This is a genomic window from Ideonella lacteola, from assembly GCF_038066555.1.
Classification (GTDB): Bacteria; Pseudomonadota; Gammaproteobacteria; order Burkholderiales; family Burkholderiaceae_C; genus Ideonella; species Ideonella lacteola.
On sequence record NZ_JBBUTG010000034.1, the window covers coordinates 1 to 21,947 of the forward strand.

At 69.2% G+C, this 21,947-nt stretch carries 10 protein-coding genes; 9 read left to right on the plus strand and 1 reads right to left on the minus strand.

The genetic code is table 11. The annotated features are described in order from the left end of the window. Nucleotides 1–420: 420 nt before the first annotated feature. Complete coding sequence (locus AACH06_RS28305) at nucleotides 421–2,985, minus strand: WG repeat-containing protein (RefSeq protein WP_341429169.1); 2,565 nt, start codon at nucleotides 2,983–2,985, stop codon at nucleotides 421–423. 77 nt (nucleotides 2,986–3,062) lie between these two features. Between AACH06_RS28305 and AACH06_RS28310 the strand changes: the two genes are divergently transcribed. The 9 genes from AACH06_RS28310 to AACH06_RS28350 all read left to right on the plus strand — a co-directional run bounded on the left by AACH06_RS28310 (nucleotide 3,063) and on the right by AACH06_RS28350 (nucleotide 21,922). After that, nucleotides 3,063–3,209, plus strand: coding sequence for a hypothetical protein (locus AACH06_RS28310; RefSeq protein WP_341429170.1), 147 nt, complete (start codon nucleotides 3,063–3,065; stop codon nucleotides 3,207–3,209). Nucleotides 3,210–3,713: 504 nt separating this feature from the next. After that, entirely contained in the window at nucleotides 3,714–4,427 is a 714-nt protein-coding gene (locus AACH06_RS28315) for an autoinducer binding domain-containing protein (protein ID WP_341429171.1), read from the plus strand. A gap of 59 nt (nucleotides 4,428–4,486) precedes the next feature. Next, the gene (locus tag AACH06_RS28320; protein WP_341429172.1) at nucleotides 4,487–4,870 is read left to right on the plus strand and encodes a DUF4902 domain-containing protein; all 384 of its coding nucleotides are present in this window, start codon (nucleotides 4,487–4,489) and stop codon (nucleotides 4,868–4,870) included. Between the two features lie 89 nt (nucleotides 4,871–4,959). Beyond that, nucleotides 4,960–5,523, plus strand: coding sequence for an acyl-homoserine-lactone synthase (locus AACH06_RS28325; protein WP_341429173.1), 564 nt, complete (start codon nucleotides 4,960–4,962; stop codon nucleotides 5,521–5,523). Beyond that, nucleotides 5,520–6,326 carry a class I fructose-bisphosphate aldolase gene (locus tag AACH06_RS28330; protein ID WP_341429174.1) on the plus strand — a complete coding sequence of 269 codons (807 nt, stop codon included), beginning with the start codon at nucleotides 5,520–5,522 and terminating at the stop codon, nucleotides 6,324–6,326. Before AACH06_RS28325 ends, AACH06_RS28330 begins: the two co-directional genes overlap by 4 nt. A 25-nt stretch (nucleotides 6,327–6,351) precedes the next feature. Further along, nucleotides 6,352–8,004, plus strand: coding sequence for a class I adenylate-forming enzyme family protein (locus AACH06_RS28335; RefSeq protein WP_341429175.1), 1,653 nt, complete (start codon nucleotides 6,352–6,354; stop codon nucleotides 8,002–8,004). A 33-nt stretch (nucleotides 8,005–8,037) separates the two neighbouring features. Continuing rightward, complete coding sequence (locus tag AACH06_RS28340) at nucleotides 8,038–8,502, plus strand: OsmC family protein (RefSeq protein ID WP_341429176.1); 465 nt, start codon at nucleotides 8,038–8,040, stop codon at nucleotides 8,500–8,502. A 9-nt stretch (nucleotides 8,503–8,511) separates the two neighbouring features. After that, complete coding sequence (locus tag AACH06_RS28345) at nucleotides 8,512–12,759, plus strand: beta-ketoacyl synthase N-terminal-like domain-containing protein (RefSeq protein WP_341429177.1); 4,248 nt, start codon at nucleotides 8,512–8,514, stop codon at nucleotides 12,757–12,759. Further along, nucleotides 12,749–21,922 (plus strand): amino acid adenylation domain-containing protein, encoded by a 9,174-nt coding sequence (locus AACH06_RS28350; protein WP_341429178.1) that lies wholly within the window; start codon nucleotides 12,749–12,751, stop codon nucleotides 21,920–21,922. The genes AACH06_RS28345 and AACH06_RS28350 overlap by 11 nt, the downstream gene beginning before the upstream one ends. Nucleotides 21,923–21,947: the final 25 nt, after the last annotated feature.

Sequence of the window (21,947 nt, forward strand, 5' to 3'; positions counted from 1 at the left end):
GCCGCCGGCCCATCAGATCGACCCCATAAGTGTTCACGTGTCCGACTCCTTCTAAGCGGACAGATGTTCACTACCAGGGCGCTGTCAGATCAACATGTGTTCCCTGGCTGCTTACAGTGGATCCCGGCGCCGATCTGGCGCGGCGGCAAAGGGAGGCTGAAGAGGCGATGAAGCGGGTGATGGCCGAGGGCCTTCCTGACGCCGCTGGGCAGGGCGATCGCTCCACGCCATCGAAGCCTTAGCAAGGGTCCTTTGCGACCAGAGGGGCGGCAGCCTCGTGCCGATGCATGCTGTCGTACCTGTCTGCCCCCTATGCCGGACGAGAACCTCCGGTGCCAAAGGTTACGGACGACAAGATCGATTGTTGGCCGATTGGGTCGGTGGGTGATCGAGGCGGATTTCAGCGGCGGCGATTTGGGCTCAGCCGCGCTTGCGGGCGACCCCCATCACCGCCAGCACCAGAACCAACGCCACCAGGCCCAGCTGCCACATCAGGCCCTGCGCACGCTGCTGCTGGCGCTGCTCGATGCGTTGCACGGCCTGGCCGAGGCGCTGCAAGGATGCCGGCCTCGGCCCGGTGACCAACTCACTCAGGCGCAGGCTGGCCCGTGCGTCGCTATCGTGGATGTCGGCATGGCCTTGTCCCGGCATGAACTGAACCTGCTGAACCAACTGACGCAGGTCGGGCAGGTAGGCTTGCGTGAGTTCGTCGCGGAAGGGGCCGGCCAGGCTGGCTTGAATGACCACCGCATGGCTGCGGCCAAACGCGAGCGCGTTGTAGACGACCTGGGCCTCGCCCCCCAGGCTTGCGTGCCCGAAGGCGAACTCGAACTGAGCTGCCGTGGGATCGAGTCGAGGTGGCAGCACCCAGCGGTACGAGCTGTACTTCACTGGGTCCACCACCCCCAGGCCGTCGCCCTGCCGCGCGTTGCTGTACACCTTCAGCGTCTCCAGCAACTCGGCAGGGTCGTCGAGTGCGTCTGGCCTCAGCGACACGGCGCCGGTGCGCTGAATTGACAGGCTGGCCACCCAGCCGCCTTCAACCGGACGAAGCAAGCCCATGTCCATCTCGGCCAGTTTGCGCGCGAAGTCTTGATCCTCGGCAGACAGCGCGGCGCTGCCCGCGGCTTCTGGCGGAAACAGTTTCAGCACCGACTGCCGCTGCTTGGCGTGCTCGTCCGCGGTGATCTGCCGCGCCGCCAGTGCCTCGTCGAGCTGCTTCAAGGCCGCGGGCTCGGGCAGGGGGCGCGAGCGAAGTTCGCGCAGTGCTTCTCGCACTGGGCGCGCATCCTGTGGTCGCAGCACCTGCACGCCCGCGGGCACATGGAAGTGGATGCCCAGGGCCCCGTCCAGCACCACGTCAGCCGGGCCTGTCAGCCACTCGGCATGCTCGATGATCTCCAGGCTGGCCCGTTGCCGTTCGGCCAACGCCGGATGCAGGCGCTGCACGGCCATGTCTCCCACGCTGCCCAAGGGGCCGTCGCGCCGGTCCACGGTGCGCAGCCATTGCGCTCGCTGCAGGGCTTCGGCTTGGCGAGCGGCCGCCAGCGCCTGCGCGGCGCTGGCGGGCAGCGCGGCCTGTGCGGCGCTGTCCAGGCGCGCGGTCAGCAGGCATTTCCCCACCACATTGGCGGGGGGCTGCGGCTGACCGGCGGCGTCCATCAGCACTTGAAACCCGCAGGGGTGCGAGCGAACGCTGGCCACGACGCGCGGTGCACCGCCCGGCGCCGCTTGATGAAAGTAGGTGCGCTGCAGCGGCCACTGAGCCCATCCTGTGGCGGCGGCGCGAAGCGCTTCGGCCGCATTGCTCGGTGGCTCGGCCGCCGGCGGCGCGTCGGCATGAAACGCCTCGAACACGCCGCGTGGCAACTGCAGCTCACCATTCACGGCGCCATCCAGCCGAGTTCGGATGCGCTCCCACGTGGGGGGCAGCACCCATCGGCCACTGTGGTCGATCACGCCTTGCAGCACGCGCTCGGTCGGTGGGTTGGGCGAGCTGCCGGCCGCCGCCGCGGCCGTCGGGCTGACCGCCATCACGACGGCCAGGCCGTCGTCGAACGGGTGGACATAGCGCCAGCGCGGTGGCAGCGCCCAGCGGCCGTGGATATCGATGTACCCGGTGCCCGGGCCCTGCGTCTGGCGCGCCGGAGCCCGACCTTCGGAAAAGCGATCGTTCGAGAACCACTGCGCCTGCCACGCCTGCACCAGCTTGCCGGTGCGCGTGTCCAGCAGGGCCGTGTGGTCCTCGTCGCGGTAGATGAAGGCGCGCCCGGCGCCGGCCGGCTGAATGCTGGCGTCGGGGCCCTTCACTTCGTACAGCAGCCGGCCGCGTCGGTCCAGCAGGCGCTGTCGGTCATCGTCCATGAGCACGATCAGGGGCTCGGTTCGGTCCTGGCGTTCAGCCGGCGTGAGCTCGCGAATCTGGGCTCGCTGTCCCGGACGGGGCGGGACCACCCACCGACCCTGCACGTCCAGCACGCCTTGCCCACCGGCGTCGCTCAAGGCGGCCACGGCCAGCCCGTTCTGGAACGGCTCTGCGTCGCGAAAGGTTTGAGGGAACGCAAAACGCCCGTCGCGGCGGATGTACCGCATGTACACGTTGTTGCCACCCGAGCTGGCGAGCATTACCACGGCCAGGCCGTCGCTGAACGCGCGCGCCATGCTGAACTGCGGCTCGATCACCCACTGTCCAGCAGCATCCACGTAACCTTGGAGACCACGCTCCCCGGCGCGCGAAGCGGAAGCCAACCCTTCGCTGAGGGGGCCGATGTCCAACAAGGCCGGTGTACCGAGCGGCTGGCCCGCCGCATCCAACAGGCCGGCGAGCCCGCCGTCCAGCTCGATGCTGAAACCAAGGCCGTGGGGTTCCACTTTGGCGTAGCGCGGCGGCACGGCCCAGCGCCCTTGCAGGTCCACCAAGCCGCATTGGCCGCCGGGGCCGCCCAGGCAAAGGGGCAGCAACAACGCTGCCAGCGTCGCCGTCATGCGCGCCCGCCAGAGTCTTCGTGCGGCCGCTGGGAGCGGGGGCCGCATGCGCCTCGGCACGGGGCCGCCGCCCCATCGTGGAACGCTACCGAGCGGTCATCCTCGCGCCCCGTGGCTGGCACTTCTACTTCTACAAGCGCGAGGCGATGGGGACACGGCCCGGCCTGATGAAACCCGTGGTCTTCTTCTCGGTATGCCAACGCTTGCGCCTCGCCCTTCCTTGACGTGGCGCCGATTTTGGCTCGTGGCGGTGCGGAGGACGGTGGCCGAGAGGTCACGGCACCGCGCGTTTGTTTCCGACGCGCTTGCCTTGACGAGTAGGGCAATGCTCTCCTGCCCAAAGAGGAGACGATGAGCGGCGGTGACCTTTGGCACGTGACGCCCACGACGGCGGAACTCGGTGCCCGACATGGACGGCTGTGCCGTCCGAAGTTGGTCATTCGGCCTAGGGATGTCACCTTGAATGCTTCTCTTTGCTCGCTGATACTCTTTTGCGGTACGGGGAACGTTTGCTCGGTTCCGGGAAACGTTTTCGCCTTACGCTTTACTGCAGGTGCGCGGCGGCCTTTGAGGGACTCGGGACTGTACAGCGCACCTCAATTCGCAGCATCCGTCGACAGAACGCGAGTTGCGACGAGAGATCCACGAAGGACATCAATGAAGGACCACGCTTTGCGTGCCCCCCGCTGGGGCTACGCCTTGCACGGGCTTGCTGGTGGGGGGGATGCTTGAAAACTTGGCAAGAAGACCTGCTGACAATCACTGAGCAGGGGGACTGTGAGAGGGCCATCTTCGCCAGCATTGAGGTGGCGGCTCGGGCGCTCGGCTTCGACTTTTGCGCATATGGCTACCGATCACCGCTGCCAGTGAGCAACCCGCGCATCGCATTGCTGAACAACTACCCGGTCGATTGGTCAGAGCGCTACTCCAGGGCGGGGTACCTTGAAGTCGACCCAACCGTCCAGCACGGCCGCAGATCGCAGGCACCGATGGTCTGGAGTGACGCGGTGTTTGGCGATTCACCCGCTCTTTGGGAGGAGGCGCGTGCTGCAGGCCTGCGTGTTGGATGGGCTCAGTCAAGTCTCGACGGCTTGGGTATCGGTGGCATGCTGACCCTTTGTAGGTCCGCTGAGCCTTTGTCTTCCGCGGAACTGTCTGCGAACGAACAAAAGATGCGCTGGCTGGTCCACGTGGCTCACCTTGCACTGGCTCGCGTGTTTCGAGCTAAGCAGCCCGGCAAGCTGATGCAGGGCCTGACGAGTCGGGAGCTTGAGATCCTGAAATGGACCGCGGACGGCAAGTCATCTCAGGACATCGCGGACATCCTGACGGTTTCAAAGAACACTGTGGACTTTCATGTCCGCAATGCCGTGAGCAAGCTCCAGGCTGCCAACAAGACCGCGGCGGTTGTTCGCGCTGCGATCCTCGGCTATTTGAACTGAAGCGCCTGATTTGATCGAGGTCATTTCTGCTGCAATGCTCATTCACGGATACTCGCGACATGCGAGTGTCCGGCGAAGGTTTGATCCGCCTCTGCATTGACGAACTACTCTCGATCCCGCTGAGACATTGCTTCTCGGGCGTGGATGAAGCGTGCGCCGATTCGGTGAGCGGCTGCGGCCGCATCGCCACCATTTCAGGCTACACCGAGTGGACCAGCTCAGCTGCTCCTTCGTTGTCGTTCGGATGGGACTGGCAGCTCGACGTGCACGACGGCGGCATCCGTTGGCGCCGCATCGATGTGCCTCGAACCAACGTCTTGTTGGTGGACTCGCGCGGGCGTGACCTGGATTGGGGACGTAGCCTGAGCTACCTATCAACGGTGGTGGACTCACTTCCATGGGTGAAGTCCGTGGCGCAATGCGTTTGTGAGACACGCGTGTGACGTAGGCACCTACCAAAGTTGGTAGGTTACGGCGGCCTTCGCTTCGCCCATACTGAGCCCATTCTCCTGGGCAACAGATCGGAAGTGACATGCAATATTTTGCGGGCACGCCTCATGTCCTGCCGCCTGCGTTACTCGCGGATATGGGGCGATATCGGTATCGGGTGTTCGTGGGAAAACTCGGTTGGCCGCTGCAGTGCGACGGCGACCTGGAGTACGACGAATTCGATCGTGAAGACACGGTTTACGTGGTTGCTCAAGACCCCGAAGGCGTCGTGACGGGGACTGCACGCCTGCTACCCACCACGCGCCCTTATCTACTTCAAAAGGCCTTCAGAAATTTGTGGGGAGGTAATGAGTTACCTGATTGCCACACGGTTTGGGAGTTGTCTCGTTTCGCAGCCGTGGATTTCCGGTCCAGTGCTTCGTCGGAAGTGCAGGCGTCAGCCGGTCATGCGCGAGATCTCTTCAGGAAAGCGGTATCTCTTGCGCGGAGGCAGGGCGCCAAGACGCTGATCACTGTTTCGCCGATCGGCATGGAACGCCTGCTGCGCGCCAGTGGATTCAGTTCGATGCGAGCGGGCGCGCCCACGATGTGTTGCGGCGTTCCTATCGTGGCTTTGAAGATCGATTGTGAAGACATCGAGGAATGAAGATGAATGGATCAAAACTGACGCGCTGGTCACGTGTCGTCAACCCGCAGACGGGTCGCGGCCTGCTTATCCCGATTGACCATGGCCTGACCTCGGGTGCGATAGAGGGCCTTCGCAATTCCGCGACACCGGCACGCTGGCTGAATCACCCTGCCATCACAGCAGTGGTGGCGCACAAAGGCATGGTGGCCCGCTTGAACGAAACGGGGTGTCTCCTGGGGAAAGGCGTCATCCTTCAGCTGAACGGCATGATCTCAAGCGCTGCCCAACCGCATCGCAAGGAGATGGTTGCGTCTATTGATGCCGCGCTGCGAATGGGTGCTGATGCGGTGAGCCTCGATCTGGTCTTCGATGGCGAGCAGGACAGCCACAACCTGAAGCTGCTTGGCGCCGTGGCGGACGAGGCGTCAGCCTATGGGCTTCCGGTTCTCGTGATGGTCAAGTGCCTCGGCGCGCAGGCTGCCGGCGACTTGGCGATTCCACGCTTGCGTCGAGTGGTTCGATCGGTTTGGGAACTCGGTGGTGATGCGGTCAAGTTGCAGAAACCCGACTCGATCAGCGACATCCCACTGCTGCTGGATGGGTTGGCCGACGACATCCACGTCTTTTTCGCTGGCGGGCCACGCAGCAGTGACGAGGAGATTGCTCGCCTGTTGACGCTGGGGCTGAACTCCGGTGCCAAAGGATTGTGTGTCGGGCGAAATGTGTTCCAGAACGTCCATCCAGAGAAGTTCTTGACGGCGCTGGGCCTGCGCGCTGCGCGGCAGTCCGAGGAGAGCCCGGCCTTGGCCACTGCGGACTGATGATTCGTCGAACGAACGTAATGCCATGAACCTGCATAGCGATCACCAGCCCACGTCCGTCCTCAGCGACGCTCAGCGCTATTGGCTGAAACTGAATCCCGCGCTAGGCGCGGGCAACTTCCTGCATGTCGCCCACGGCCTGAACGCCGAGGCGGACGCGCCGCTGGTGTGGACCGACGAGCCGTTCAATTTCGGCGGGCAGATGGTGGCCGGCCCGCTGTCGCTGAACCGGCTGAAGGCAGGCGCCGATGCACTGGCCCGCTGGTACGTGAGCCACGGCGTGCGTGCCAAGGACCCGGTGGGTGTGTACGGCAGCAACGGGCTGCACTACCTGCTGCACTACGTGGCGCTGACCGCGCTGGGAGCGATCCCGGTGCTCACCAACGGGGCGATGCCGCGGGCCACGGCGCTGGCGCACATGCGTCGCGTCGGTGCGGTGGGTGTGGTGGCCGACCCGGCGCAGCACGAGGCGCTGGCCGAGATCGCGACCGCGGGCGAGTTCAAGTTCCTGGCCCGCATGGACCAGATCGTGCCGCCCGGTGACGAGGTGGTGCTGCCGCAGCCCTACCCTTTCGTCCATGACGACCTGGACCCGGTGATGATCACCCACAGCTCCGGCACGACCGGGGTGCCCAAGCCGGTCCTGCTGCAGCACGGCAAGTGGTTCCATGGCCTGCGTCACCTGCTCGGACTGCCCGCGGCGCAGGGCGCCGAGCGCTACCTGTCGTGCCTGCCGGTGTCGCACAACGCGGCGATCGCCTATGCGATGCATGCCATCCTGTGCGGCGCCGCGCTGATGATCGTGTCCCAACAGCGGGCGGACGTGCTGCTCGACAGCATCGAGCGCTTCAAGCCGTCGACGGTGGTCTCGTTCCCGTCGAACTACGTGGCGATGGTGGCCAGCGGCCTCGAGGGCCGCGCGCTGGATTCGGTCAACAACTGGATCAACAGCGGCGACGCGGCGCACGAGGCCCACATCCGCCAGCTGGTGCGCCATGGCCACCATTACCGGGGCGCGCAGCGGGTGAAGGGCTCGCAGTTCATCGACGGCCTCGGCTCGTCGGAGATGGGTCACTCGAGCTTCCGGGTGGTCTACACCTCGGCCGACCAGAACTTCGATCGCTGCGTCGGCCTGCCGCAGGAATGGGTCGACGCCAAGGTGCTGGGCGAGGACGGCCGCGAGCTGCCGGTGGGCCAGGTCGGCCGGCTGGGCATCAAGTCGCCCAGCGTGACCAGCGGCTACTGGAACGACTCGCTGCTCACCCACCGCAGCCAGCTTGCCGGCTACTGGCTCACCGGTGACCTGGTCTACAAGGACCGGATGGGCTGCTTCTTCCACGTCGACCGGACGACCGACCCGATCCGCACCGAGCAAGGCACGCTGTACAGCCTGCAGACCGAGGAGCTGATCCTGAAGATCTGCCCGGAACTGCTCGACTGCACGGTGCTGGGCCACCCGGTCGGCGAGCACTTCGAGCCGGTCGTCTACGGCTACCCGTACCCCGGTGGCTCGGTTGACGAGGCGGCGCTGCTGGAGCGCATCAACACCGAGCAGCAGCGGCTGGGCCGCCCCGCGCTGGTGCGGCTGAAGCAGGTCGATGCGGCCGACATCCTGGTGGGTGTCACCGGCAAGGTCACCAAGCAGGCGATGCGCCAGCGCATGGCCGAGACCGCCTGATCCCGATCAGGCGACAACGAAGGATTCACGGCGATGGCAAAGCAACACGTTTTCGAATGCGAAGGTCAATGGAACGGCGCGCTGATGCGCGGCAACGGCCAGTTCCGGGCCGGTACGCTCCAGGGTGAGTTTTCGGTCCCGCGCGAGATGACGGGCCCGGGCGTGGGGACCAACCCCGAAGAGCTGCTCGTCGCCGCGGCCCACACCTGCTACCTGATGACCTTGGCGGCACTGCTGGGCGCCGAGGGCGTCAGCTACACCGAGCTGTCCAACCGCACCAGCGCCATCTTCGACAGCACGCCGCAGGGCCCGGTGCTGGTCGCCTTGCAGCACGCGCCCGTCGTGCGGATGGCGCCCGATGCGCGCATGCTCTTCGGCGGCACGGTGCAAAGCTGCATGCTGCAGGCCGAGACGGCCTGCATGGTGGCCAAGACGATGGCGGGCAACGTCACGGTGAAGGTGCAAGGGCGCGTCGAAGCCGCGCTCGAGACCGCCTAGGACCCGGCCATGACCAGACTGACAGACTGGCTGCAGACCGCAGCGGCTCGGCTGCGCCCGCCTGCGGCGCCCATGGCCACGATCGGCGCCTCGAACGTGACGCCCCGGCCGCCGCAGACCCAGGTGGCCACGGCCGCCTCGTGCGTGCGCGGCCCGGAGCGGCTCTACCCGTTCGACCAGCGCCTGGAGCGGCTGTACTTCGCCCACAGCACGGCATGGCTGGACCGGGTGGCGCTGATCGACTCGCCGGCACCGGGCGTTCGCCGTGAACTCAGCCACCGTGAGCTCGGCCACCGGGTGCTGGTGCTGGCCCATCGGCTGCGCGCCGCGGGTGTGCAACCGCAGCAGACCGTGGCGGCCCACGTCGAGCGCACGAGCGAGCTGGTGGTCGTCATCCTCGCGACCTGGCTGGTCGGGGCGGTCTACCTGCCGCTGGACCGCGCGTTCCCGCCCGCCTACCTGGCCTCGCTGTGCGAGATCGCCCGGCCGAGCCTGGTGCTGACGCACGGCGGCGAAGCTGCCGAGCTGGTCGCTGCCGGTGTCCCGCGGCTGGACCTGGCGTCGATCGACTTCGATGCGGCGGCCGCTGCGGGCGGCGCTGGCCTCGAGCCGTTTGCGCAGGTCTCGCCCGATGCGCCGTCGCTGGTCATGTTCACCTCCGGCTCGACAGGGCAGCCCAAGGGGGTCGTGCACAGCCAGCGCCAACTGATCAACCGGCTGCACTGGATGTGGGAGGACTACCCCTACGAGCCCGGCGACGTGCAGGGGCAGCGGTCCCCGATGAACGTGATGCCGTCGATGTGGGAGCTGCTCGGCGGTGTGCTCGCCGGCGTGCCGACGGCGCTGGCGCCCGACCGTGTGCTGCGCGAGCCGAGCGCGCTGTTCGCATGGTTCGCCGACCAGGGCGTGAGCCAGCTGACGCTGACGCCGCCGCTGATCAAGCTGCTGCTCGACCTGAAGCGCCGCGGCGCGCAACACCCGTCGCGCTTGCGCCGGGTGATCAACGGCGGGCCGATGAGCGCGGCCTTGCAGGAGCGTTTCCACGCCGAGCTGTCGGGCGTGAAGCTGCTGCACGACTTCGGCTGCACCGAGACCAACACCTACCTGCACGACGCGAGGCCCATCGTGCCCGGCGCGGCCGACGGCATGGGCGGCTACCGCCCGATCGCCAATACCACCATCCACCTGCTCGACGAGCAGGGCGCGCCGGTGGCGCCCGGCGTCGAGGGCGAGGTCTATATCCACGGCCCGAGCCTGGCGCTGGGCTACCTGGGGCGGCCCGAGCTGAGCGCCGAGCGCTTCATCGCCGGCGGGCCGCCGGGGTGCCGGGTCGAAGGGCATCTGTTTCGCACCGGCGAAATGGCGGTGCTGCAGCCCAACGGCACGCTGCGCATGACCGGCCGCTTCGACCACCAGGCCAAGGTCAACGGGTTGCGGGTCGAGCTGGAGCATGTCGAGCTGGTGCTGGGCGACCACCCGGCGGTTTCCGAATGTGCGGTCGTGGCCCACGCCACGTCCGAGCTGCACACACGGCTGACCGCCTTCTGGGTCGCGCGTGAGGGCCAGCCGGCGAACGCCGCGGTGTTGCAGCAGTTCCTCGCCGAGCGGCTGCCCGCCCACATGGTGCCCGGCCACTTCCAGCTGCAGTCGGCGTTGCCGCGTCGCCCCAACGGCAAGGTCGACCGGATGCTGCTCAAGCAGCAGGCGGTGGACACGGCACCTCAGGTCGCGGTCGTGACTGCGCCGATCATCGGCGTGCCGTTGCTGCGCGAGGTGGCGGCTGGCGTGCTGGGTGTCGCGGTGGACCGCATCGACCCGCAGGTCGAGTTTGCCAACCAGGGCTTCGACTCGGCGTTGCTGATGAGCTTTGCCGAGGCCGTCTCGGCGCGCACCGGCATCGAGCTGCAGGTGGCGAGCTGCTTCGACCACCCGAGCATCGAGCTGCTCGCCCGCCACCTCGGCCCGGGCCAGCTGGCCGCTGGCCACCGCGTGCCGGCGGCGCCCGTGCTGCCGGCGTCACAAGACGGCATCGCCATCATCGGCATCAGCCTGCGTGTGCCGGGGGCTGCCGACCGGGATGCGTTCTGGCGCAACCTTGAAGGTGGCGTCGAGAGCGTCGGCGAGATCCCCCCTGAGCGCTGGAACGCCGAGGCCTGGTACGACGCCGACATCTCCACCCCCGGCAAGTCCAACAGCAAGTGGGGCGGCTTCCTGCGCGACGTCGACCAGTTCGAGCCGCTGTTCTTCCACCTGTCGCCGAAGGACGCGGCGGCCATGGACCCGCAGCAGCGCCTGTGCCTGATGGAATCATGGCGCGCGCTGGAAGATGCGGGTTATGCGCCCGACAGCCTCGCCGGTCGGCCGGTCGGCGTCTACATCGGTGCCCGCGAGCCCGAGTACCCAGTGCTGGCCGCGCGCCAGGGGCAGCAGGCGAACGCCGGCCTGATGCTGGGAGGCGACATGTCGCTGATCGCGGCGCGCTTGTCCTACTTCCTCAACATCGACGGCCCGAGCGTCGTGGTCGACACCGCCTGCTCGTCGTCGATGACCGCCTTGCACCTGGCCTGCACGGGCCTGCGGCAGGGCGACGCCGAGATCGCGCTGGTCGGCGGCGTTTGCCTGACGCTGGACCCGTCGTTCTACGTGGCCAGCAGCAAGCTCGGCATCTTCTCGCCGACCGGCCATTGCCGCGCGTTCGACGCCGCGGCCGACGGCTTCGTCCACGGCGAAGGCGTGGCCTTCGTGGTGCTCAAGCCGCTGGCCGCCGCGCAGCGCGACGGCGACTCGGTGTATGCCGTGATCCGCGGCACCGCGATGAACCAGGACGGCCGCTCCAACGGCATCACCGCACCCAACGGGCTGGCGCAGACGCGGCTGCAAACAGGGCTGTACCGCAAGCTCGGTATCGACCCCGCGAGCATCGGCTATGTCGAGGCCCATGGCACCGGCACCGCGTTGGGTGACGTGGTCGAGCTGCAGGCGCTGGTGCGCAGCTTCGAATCGGCCCCGCTCGCGCCGCGCTCGGTGGCCATCGGTTCGGTCAAGCCGAATGTCGGTCATCTGACGGCCGCCTCCGGCCTGGTCGGCGTGATCAAGGCCGCGCTGTGTGTCCACCACGGCCGGCTCGTGCCGTCGATCAACTACCGCGAGCCCAACCCGAAGATCGACTTCGACCGCACGCCGTTCTACGTCAACACCGTGGCCCGGCCGTGGCCGGCGCCGGCGGGCGACGTGCGCCGCGCGGCGATCAACTCGTTCGGCATCGGCGGCACCAACGGCCACTGCGTGATCGAGGGCCTTGTGCAGCGAGACGCCGCGCCGCAGGAGCGCACGCGCTGGCTGCTCGCACCGGTCAGTGCGCGCACCGAGCGCGCGCTGGACGCCCGGTTGCGGCAACTGCGCGACTGGATCGACGAGAACCATGACGTGGCGCTGCACACGGTGGCCTTCACGCTGGCCTGCGGGCGCAGCCGCTTCGCCCACGGCCATGTCTTCGCCTTCCGCGATCGGCAGCAGTTCCGCGCCCAGCTGGATGCGGCGATCGCCGGCCGATCCCATGACGGCGTATGGCCGTTGGCGCCGATTGAACAGCGCCGCGCGATCGACCCGTCGGCGCTGGCCGAAGGCGCGCGGCGCTGGCGGCTCGCGCTCGACGCCGAGCCCGATCAGCAGGCCGTCGAACATCTCGGCCGCCTGATCGCCGCCGGCTTCGAGCCGCGGTGGGAGGAGTGGTTCGCCCGCGACGAGCGCCGCCGCACCGCGCTGCCGGCCTACCCGTTCGACACCGAAAGCTGCTGGCTGTTGCGCCGCGACGTGGCCGCACCGACCCAGGCCGTGCCGGCGCCGACCGCGGTCGCACCGCAGCCGGACCGGGCATCGGCCGCAGCGATCGCAGCCGTCCTCGCGACGGTGCGCACGGTGCTGGCGCAGGAGCTGGGCATGGACCCGGCCGCGATCGACCCGGATGCCGCGCTGTCCAGCTACGGCATGGAGTCGGTCAAGGCCATCAACCTGCGCTTCGTGTTCGAGGCGCAGTTGGGTGTGGACCTGTCGGTGCAGGACATCGTCGGTGCCGACACCGCACGCGACCTTGCCGTGCTCGCGCACACGTTGTCGGCCCGGTCGATAGCCGCCTGCACTGCGGGCGATGACGACGCCTTGCCCGCCGATATCGAGCACGCCTCCGACGCCGAACTGATCAAGCTGTTCCAGCAGCTGTCGACCTCTACCGAATCGAACCTGAGCCATGCAAGTTGACGACTTCAAGAACCTGTCGTTGCCGGAGAAGCGGCGCGTGCTGGCGATGATGCAGGCGCGGACGAACGGCAACGACGCGGCCGCCGATCGACCGGCGGCCTCGGCACCGGCCGCGGTGCGCCAGAACCACCCGCGCCTGGTGCGGGACACTGCGCCGGCCGACTCGCCGTTCGCGCTCACCGACCTGCAGACCGCCTACCTGGTGGCCAAGGTCAACCCGGTGAAGGTGGACCCGGCCGGCTGCCACGTCTACCTCGAGTTCGACGTGGACGGGATCGACTCCCAGCGCCTGGAGCGGGCCTGGGCACAGGTGGCCAAGGCGCACCCGATGCTGCGCGCGCAGGTGCTGCCCAACGGCATGCAGCGCATCGTCAACGACCGCGCCCTGCCGGCCTTCGGCGTGGCCGACCACCGTGGCGACGCGGCGGCGGGCCAGCGCTGCATCGAGCGGGTTCGCGAAGAGCTCTCGCATCGCCTGTACCTGCCCGGCGACTGGCCGCTGTACGAGATCCGCGTGACGCAACTGCCCGAGGGCGCTTCGCGCATCCACGTCAGTATGGACTCGTGGATCGTCGACGCGCACAGCGCCGAGCAGATCTATGCCCAGTGGCAGGCCTGCTACGAACAGCCGGACCAGGCCCCGACCGCACCCGACGTCCGCTTCAGGGATTTCATCCACAGCATGAAGGCGTTCCGCACGTCCGACGGCCACGCGCGCAGCCTGGCCTACTGGCAGCGGCGCCTGGCCGACATGCCCGATGGCCCCGCGCTGCCGTGGTCGGACGCGATCGACAAGGCCCCAGTGAACCCGCGCAACCGCCGGCGTGACGTGGCCCGTGTGCCGGCAGACCAGTGGGCGAAGCTGCAGGCGCTGTTCGCTCAGCGCAAGCTGTCGGCCACCGCGGGTGTGCTCGCGGTGTTCTGCGATGTGCTGCGCAGCTGGACCGCGAACGACCGCTTCGGCCTGGTGCTGACGCTGCAGAACCGGCCGCCGATGCACGCCGACATCCAGCGCGTGGTGGGCCCGTTCACGTCCAGCGCGATGTTCGCCGCCGACCGCGTCGACGGCGAAACCCTGGGCGAGCGGGCACGCCGCTATGGCGAGCAGCTGCTCGAGGCGCTGGACCATGGGCACGTCGGCGCGATCGAAGCCTGGCGCAGCCTGGGGCCGAATCGCCCGCAGCGCAACGACCGCGTGGTCTTCACCAGCCTGTTGGCGGCCGGCGGCAGCCCGGGCGAGCAAACCGGCTGGATGCAGCGCACGGTCTTCGGCGCGGCGCAGACGCCGGGCACGGCACTGCATTGCCAGCTGCGCGCGGTGCACGGAGCGCTGGAAATCACCTTCGACGCGGTGCCCTCGTGGTTCAAGGATGGCGTGGTCGAACGCCTGCTCGAAGCTTTCCAGTCGGCGCTGCAGGCGCTGGCCGACGAGCCCGCGTCGTGGGACCGCGCTTCGCTGGCCCGCGGCCGTGCTGCGGCACCGAATGCATCGGCCACGGCCACCAGCGTGCCGATGACGCTGCTGCAGCAGGGCTACCTTGCTGAGCGCATCCGCCAGCCACGCAAGGCCAGCGGCTACATCTTCCGTTCGTTCCGCTGCGAAGCCTTTGAGCCCGCGCGTTGGCAGCAGGCGCTGGATGCATTGCTGGCCGATCACCCGATGCTGAGGGCCTATGCGAGCCCGCGCGGCACGCTGGAATGCGCCGACGCGGTGGCGGCGTACGCGATCCCGGTCGCCGACGCGTCGGACGTCGACGCGCAGACCCGCGCGATGCTGCTGGACTTCGTCGCCGACCGCGGCTGGCCCGCCTTCCGCCTGCGCCTGCTGCGCCAGTCGGACGGTTCGGCCCTGCTGCTCAGCCTGCTCGACATGGCCGCGTTCGACGCGCATTCGGCATGGAGCTTCTACCGCGAGCTGATCGGCCGCGCGCACGGTGCGGCGGGCACGCGTGAATCGAGCGGCTGGAAGCCCCTCTTGCTGCAACGCGGCGCCGCGCGGGGCAGTGAGGCCCACCGGCGCCACTGGGCCGCACGCTGGGCCGATCTGCCGGCAGGCCCGCGCCTGGCCGCCCCGCGAGCTTCTTCGGCCAGTGCGACCGACACCCACGCCACGACGCGCTGGGCCCACACCTGGGCCGACATCGGGCCGCTGGACGCTTGGGCATCGGCGCACGGCGTCAGCCTCGAAGCGCTGCTGCTCGCCGCCTATGCCCGCGCGCTGCCGAACGACCTGCAGCCATTCGCGCTGGGTGTCGTCGACTACGGCCTGCGCCAGCCGGGCGGCTCACCGTTGATCGGCTTTGGCGATGCCACGCGCTTCGCCTGGGCGACGGCGCCGGCCGATCGTTCGTCCGTCGCGCTGCTGGCCCTCGCCACCGCATTCGATCGCGAACTGGCGGCGGATCGCCAGCATGCCGACGCCGAGCCGTTCCACGCGCTGCGCGCCCATCTCGCATCAGGCCAGCCCGCCGTCGTGCGCTCGGCCGTGATGACGAACTGCCTCGACGTGCCGGCTCCCGCGTTCAGCGGTGTCACCGAAGTGGATGCCGCGTCGGACACGCCGGGCGTCGCGATCGACAACATGGTGCAACGCAGCGCCGGCGGCCTGGCCGTCAGCTGGATCGTGCGCCGCGACCAGGTCGACCTGGCCGAAGCCCAGCGCTGCTTCGACCGCTATGTCCAGGCGATCCAGTCGCTGGTCGAGACCCCGTCGCTGGCCGAAGCAGCCGGCGAGAGGATCAACGCCGACGAGCGCGCGAACCGCCTCGCGCAACTGGCCCGTTGGAACGCCACCGACGTGCCCTACGACCGCACGGTGTGCCTGCACACGCTGTTCGAGCGCCGCGCGCGAGCCGAGCCGTTCGCCATCGCCGTGCTGAGCGACGACGAGGTGCTGACCTACGGCGAGCTCGATGCACGTGCCAACCGGCTGGCCAACCACCTGCAGGATCTCGGCGTCGGCCGCGGCACGCTGGTGGCGATGATGCTGCCGCGCACCAACCACCTGGTCATCACCGCGCTGGCGATCATCAAGTGCGGCGGCGCGTTCATCCCGCTGAACATCGACGACCCGCAAGACCGGCTGGCGCGCGTGCTGGCGCAGGCCCAGGCGAACATCGTCGTCTCGACTCGCGAACACTACGGCCGCTTCGACGACCCGGCGCGCCGCGTGGTGTTGCTCGACGCCGAAGCCGAGCAGATCGCCCGCCGTGCTGGCCAGTTCCAGCCGCGTGAGGCCGTCTCGTCGGAGGACCGTGCCTACATCATCTTCACCAGCGGCAGCACCGGCACGCCCAAGGGCGTGATCGTGCGCCATCGGCCGGTGGTCAACCTGATCGAGTGGGCCGAGCGCACTTTCCACTTCAACGCGACCGATCGGGTGCTGTTCGTCAACCCGCTCAGCTTCGACCTGTCGATCTTCGACCTGTTCGGCATGCTGGCCTACGGTGCCAGCATCCGCATCGTCAGCGATGCGGACCGCACCAACGCACTGGCCGTGGCGGGCTTCCTGAAGGACGAGCCGATCACCTTCTGGAACTCGGCCCCGGCCTACCTGCAGATGGTGTTGCCGTTCCTCGAAGGCGGCGTCAACCGGGCGGGCGCGCGGCTGGAGCGCATGCGCGTGGTCTTCCTCAGCGGCGACTGGATCCCGCTGGCGATGCCCGATGCGATGAAGGCGGTGGCGCCCTCGGCCCAGGTCATCAGCCTGGGTGGCGCGACCGAAGCGGCGGTGTGGTCGAACTACTTTCCGGTCGAGTCCCTCGATCCGGCCTGGCGCAGCATCCCGTACGGGCGCCCGATCCAGAACGCCCGCTACTACATCCTCGACGAGCAGCGCGAGCCGGTGGCGGTGGGCGAGGCGGGTGACCTGTTCATCGGCGGCGAGTGCCTGAGCGACGGCTACATCAACGAGCCCGAGCTGACCGCGCAGAGCTTCGTCAGCGACCCGTTCCACGAGCGCGCCGGCGCGATCATGTACCGGACCGGTGACCGGGCGCGCTTCTTCGCCGACGGCAACATCGAGTTCCTCGGCCGCATCGACCACCAGGTCAAGCTGCGTGGTTACCGCATCGAGCTCGGCGAGGTCGAGGCCGCGCTCGAGGCCGCCGGCCTGCCGCGCGCGGTGGCGGTGGTGCGCGACGACGAAGCCGGCCGGCGCCTCGTCGGCTTCGCTGCGGCATCGGCCGCGGTGCCACCGGGCGAGCTGGTCGACGAAGCCTGCCTGGCGTCGATCCGCGGCCGGCTGCCGGCCTACATGGTGCCGGCGCAGGTGATCGTGCTGCCGGCCTTGCCGATCACGCCGAACGGCAAGGTCGATCGCAAGCGGTTGACGCAGGAGCGCATCGCGACGCTCGCGGCGTCCGCGGTGGTGGTCGAGCCGCCGTCGCCGGTGGTGACGGCGGCGCCCGCTGGCCCGATCGACACGCGACTGGCCGAGTGGCTGCTGCACGCGGTGACCGAGATCCTCGGGCCCGAGCAGCCGGCGGTCGGCATGGACGACAACCTCGGTCAACTGGGCTTCAGCTCGCTGCACTACACGATGCTCGGCGCCAAGCTGGCCAACGAGCTGGGCGTGGCGATGAACCCGGCACTGTTCTTCCGCTATGTCAGCGTGGCCGAGATCCGCGACCACCTGCTGCGCGAGCAGGCGGCAGCGCTGGCGGCGGCATTGGCAGCAGCCCACGCTGCGCCGTTGGCTGCGGTTGCAGCGCCGGCCGCCGCCGCAAGTGATCTGTCGGGCGCGTTGGAGCGCTGGCTGCGCGACGCGGTGAACGCCGTGCTCGGCGCGACCGAGACGCCCGTGCAGCTGGACGACAACCTCGGCCAGCTCGGCTTCAACTCGCTGCACTACACCTCGCTCGCGGCGCGCCTGGCCGACGAGCTCGGCATGGCGCTGAACCCGGCGCTGTTCTTCCGCTACGTGTCGATCGCCGAGATCCGCGACTACCTGCTGCGCGAGCATGCCAGTGCGCTGGCTTCGGCGTTGTTGCCGGCGGCCGCAGCTGTGGTGCCGGGCTCCGCGGTGCCGGCTGGCGAGCCGGCCGCGATGTCCGAATCGCCGGCGGCCCCTGCGGGCGCCATCGCGATCATCGGCATGAGCGGCGTGATGCCGCAGGCTGCCGACCTCGACGCCTTCTGGCGCAACCTGCTGGCCGGGGCCGACAACAGCAGCCTGATCCCGGCCGACCGCTGGGACTGGCGGGCAGTCGACGGCGACCCGCATGGCCCGGGCAACTTCACCAACGTGCACCGCGCGGCGTTCATGGACGACGTGGCCGGCTTCGACGCGGCCTTCTTCTCGATCTCGCCGCGCGAAGCCGAGCTGATGGACCCGCGCCAGCGCCTGCTGCTGGAGGGGGTGTGGTCGTGCCTGGAAGACGCCGCCCTGCGGCCGGGCGACCTGCGCGGCGAGTCGGTCGGCCTGTTCGTCGGCGCCACTGGCGACGAGTACGCGACGCTGTCGCTGCAGCCCGGGCGCGAGATCGACCGCTTCACGCTGTCGGGCGTGTCGCGCACGATCCTCGCCAACCGGGTCAGCTACCTGTTCGACTGGCATGGCCCGAGCGAAGTGGTCGACACCGCGTGCTCCAGCTCGTTGGTGGCCGTGCACAACGCGGTCAGGGCGCTGCAGCACGGTGACTGCAAGCTGGCGATCGCCGGCGGCATCAACGTGATGATCGACCCGGTGCCGCATGTCTGCCTGAACAAGATCGGCATGCTCGCGGCCGATGGCCGGTGCAAGACCTTCGATGCGCGGGCGGATGGTTATGCCCGCGGCGAGGGCATCGGGTTGATCCTGCTGAAGCCGCTGGCCGATGCGCTGCGCGACGGCGACCCGATCCATGCGGTGATCCGCGGCAGCGCGGTCAACCATGGCGGCCGCGCCACGGCGCTGAGCGCGCCGAACCCGGCGGCGCAGGTGCAGGTCATCCAGGCGGCGATCCGCGCGGCGGGTGTCGACAGCGGCCGCATCGGCTACATCGAAGCCCACGGCACCGGCACGGCGCTGGGTGACCCGATCGAAATCGAAGCGCTGAAAGAGGTTTTCACACACCTGCAAGGCGAGCGCGGTCACACGCGCGCCCAACCGGGCTCGGTGGCGCTGTCGTCGGTCAAGCCGAACGTCGGCCACCTCGAATCGGCCGCCGGCATCGCCGGGCTGCTGAAGGCGATCCTGTGCGTCAAGCATGGCCAGCTGCCGGCGACGCTGCACCTGGAACAGCTCAACCCGAACATCCACCTCGAAGGCAGCCCCTTCTTCATCGTGCGCGAACGCCTGGAATGGCCGATGCCTCGCGACGGGCGGGGCGGGCTCGGCCCCCGGCTGGCCGGTGTCAGTTCGTTCGGCTTCGGCGGCGTGAACGCGCACGTTGTGGTCGAGCAGCACCTGGCCCAGGCGGTGGCCCCCGCAGCGCGTGGCGTTGACGAGGCCCGCTGGATCCCGCTGTCGGCCCAGGGCGTGCCCGAATTGCAGGCACTGTGCAGCCGTCTGTCTGATTACCTGAACGGACACCGCGCTGACCTGGCCGACGTGGCGCTCACGCTGCAGGCCGGCCGAACCAGCCTGCAGGAGCGAGCGCTGTTGCGCGTGCATACGGTGGATGAACTCATCGACGCATTGGCTGCCCTGGCCGAAGGCCGGCAGACACCGGCGCTGCACTGGCGCGGCAGCGTCAAGGCCGCGCCGATGCGCGGGGTGACGCGGCGTGCGGCCGGCGAGCTGCTGCCCGGCGGTGACGACGTGGCCGAGCGCTGGCGGCAGCAGGGCGATGCAGCGTGGCCGCGCAGCACCGCAAACGCCGCGGGTCGCCGCATCCACCTGCCGACCTACCCGTTCGCGCACACGCCGTACTGGTTGCCGCCCCTGGCGACCGAGGCCGCCTCGGCGCCGTCCGGCCTGTTGCCGGCCAGCGCGGCCGACGGCATCGCGTTGTCGCCGTCGGACACCGTGCTGTCGGCCCACGCCGTGGCCGGCCGCCCGGTGCTGCCGGCGGCCGCCTACCTGGCGCTGGTGCGGCGTGCGGTCGGCGTGACGGACCAGCGCGACATCACGCTGGCCGACGCGGTGTGGATGCAGCCGTTCTCGGCCACCGAGTCGCAGGTGCTTCGGCTGACGACTGGCACCAGCCGGCAGGGGCTGAAGCGCTTCACCTTCGCCAGCGGCGCGGGCGACGCGCCAGCCGAGCACTGCACGGTCGACGTGCTGGCGGCCGGGCACTCGGTGATCGACTTCGAGCCGGTGCAGGTGTCGGCATCGCTGCCGCACCGGGCGACCCACGACGCCTGCTATGCCGCCTTCGAGCGTGGCGGTGTGCAGTTGGCACATCCCTATCGCAGCGTGCAGAGCCTGGGTTTCGACCAAGCGAGCGCCGTTGCGAGCCTGCGCATCGAAGCGGGCGACGCCGAGTCGTGCTGGCTGCTGGCATTGGACGGGACGCTGCAGGCGATCGCGCTGCACCACCAGCTGTCGCGGCCCGATGGCGCGCCGAGCCTGCCGTTCCACGTCAAGCGGGTGCACCTGCAAGGGCATGTCGGCGGCACCGGCGTCACCGAGCTGACCGTGAGGCTGGCGGTGCAGCAGGCGGCGGCCGGCGGCCCGACCCGCGTGGCGAAGTACGACGCCGATCTGCTGGATACGTCCGGGCGCCGCATCGGGCGCATCGAGTCGTGCGCAGGCAAGAGCCTCGGCACGACGGCGCCGCCGGCACGGCCACCGAAGGCCGTTGCCACCGAAGCGCAGGCGGCGCACCTTTACGTGCCCCGCTGGGAGCCGGTGAATGCCGCACGGGCGCCGTCGCCGGTGCGCGGCATGCTGGTCAGCACCGGTTCGTCGTGGGCCACGCCGGCAGGCTGGCTGCGGGCGGAACGTTCCGGCAGCGACCATGCCGCCGCGGCGCGCTCGCTGCGCATCGATGCCGGTGCCGAGGCCGACTGGTCGGCCGTGCTGGCGGACGATGCAGCGCCCGAGCTGATCGTGTTGGACTACACGACGTGGCGGGTCGCCGGCGGTGACGCGGCGCACGAGGCGGTCTACGCGCCGTTCAACGAGGCCTTCGCACTGGCTCGCGCTGCGATGAAACTGCGCACGCGCCGTCCTTTGTCGGTGGTGGCCGTCTACAGCGACCAGGCCGGTTCGCTGCTGATGCCGGCGGTGCAGGCGCTCGGTGCGTTCGGCCGCGCGGTGCGCAACGAGTCGCCAGCGCTGCGTGTCAGTGCGCTGGCGCTGGCCGCCGATCCGCGGCGGATCGACCTGGCGGCGATCGGCGCCACCATCGCCGCGTTGCCAGGCGACGCGCAGCGGGCGGTCAATTACCGCTGCACCGCAGACGGCCGGCTGCTGGCCGAACGACTGACGAAGGCCGCGGCCGACACGGCACCATCGGCGCGGCCGCTGGCGGCCGGCAGCGTCGTCGTGGTCAGTGGTGGCGCGGGGGGCATCGGTCGCCTGATGGCCAGCTTCCTGACCGCGCGAGGCTGTCGCGTGGCGTTGCTCGGTCGATCCGACCCGGCTGCCGTCGCGACCGCGCTGACCACGGCCGGCCTGGCCGACCCGCGGCGGTGCCGCTACCTGCAGGCCGATGTCACGCAACGCGACCAGGTCCACCACGCGCTCGACCAGGTGCGGCGCGACTGGGGCCCGATCCAGGCGGTGTTCCACGCTGCCGGGGGGCGCGCCGACGGCATGCTGCTGCGCAAGGACAGCCAGACGGCTCGCACGGTGCTCGCGGCCAAGGTGCTCGGCGCGATCGTGCTCGACGAGGCCACACGCGGCGACCCGCTCGAACACTTCATCGCGTTCTCGTCGCTGGCGTCGTACCTGGGGCCGGTGGGCCAGGCCGACTATGCCTATGCGAACGCCTTCCTGAACGGCCTGGTGACGGCGCGCAACGAGCTGGTCCGCCAGGGGCTGCGCCGCGGCGCGAGCTGTTCGGTGGGCTGGCCGCTGTGGCGCGAGGGCGGCATGCGCATGAGCGATGCCGAGCGCGACTACATCGCGCAGCTGCACGGCATGACCGACATGGCCACCGACACGGCCATGCAGTGCCTGCTCGCCGTTTTGGGCGGGGCGCACGAGACCGTCGCGCTCGCAGTGGGCGACAGCGAAAAGATCGACCGCTCGATGCTGGGCCGCACTGCCGGCGACCTCATCGACGCGACATGAACCACAGGCATTGACGAACAAGGAG

Bases quoted from the DNA above. Each gene is read 5' to 3' on its own strand.
- AACH06_RS28305 (WP_341429169.1), bottom strand. From the start codon at position 2,985: ATGACGGCGACGCTGGCAGCGTTGTTGCTGCCCCTTTGCCTGGGCGGC.
- AACH06_RS28320 (WP_341429172.1), top strand. From the start codon at position 4,487: ATGCGAGTGTCCGGCGAAGGTTTGATCCGCCTCTGCATTGACGAACTA.
- AACH06_RS28325 (WP_341429173.1), top strand. From the start codon at position 4,960: ATGCAATATTTTGCGGGCACGCCTCATGTCCTGCCGCCTGCGTTACTC.
- AACH06_RS28330 (WP_341429174.1), top strand. From the start codon at position 5,520: ATGAAGATGAATGGATCAAAACTGACGCGCTGGTCACGTGTCGTCAAC.
- AACH06_RS28335 (WP_341429175.1), top strand. From the start codon at position 6,352: ATGAACCTGCATAGCGATCACCAGCCCACGTCCGTCCTCAGCGACGCT.
- AACH06_RS28340 (WP_341429176.1), top strand. From the start codon at position 8,038: ATGGCAAAGCAACACGTTTTCGAATGCGAAGGTCAATGGAACGGCGCG.
- AACH06_RS28345 (WP_341429177.1), top strand. From the start codon at position 8,512: ATGACCAGACTGACAGACTGGCTGCAGACCGCAGCGGCTCGGCTGCGC.
- AACH06_RS28350 (WP_341429178.1), top strand. From the start codon at position 12,749: ATGCAAGTTGACGACTTCAAGAACCTGTCGTTGCCGGAGAAGCGGCGC.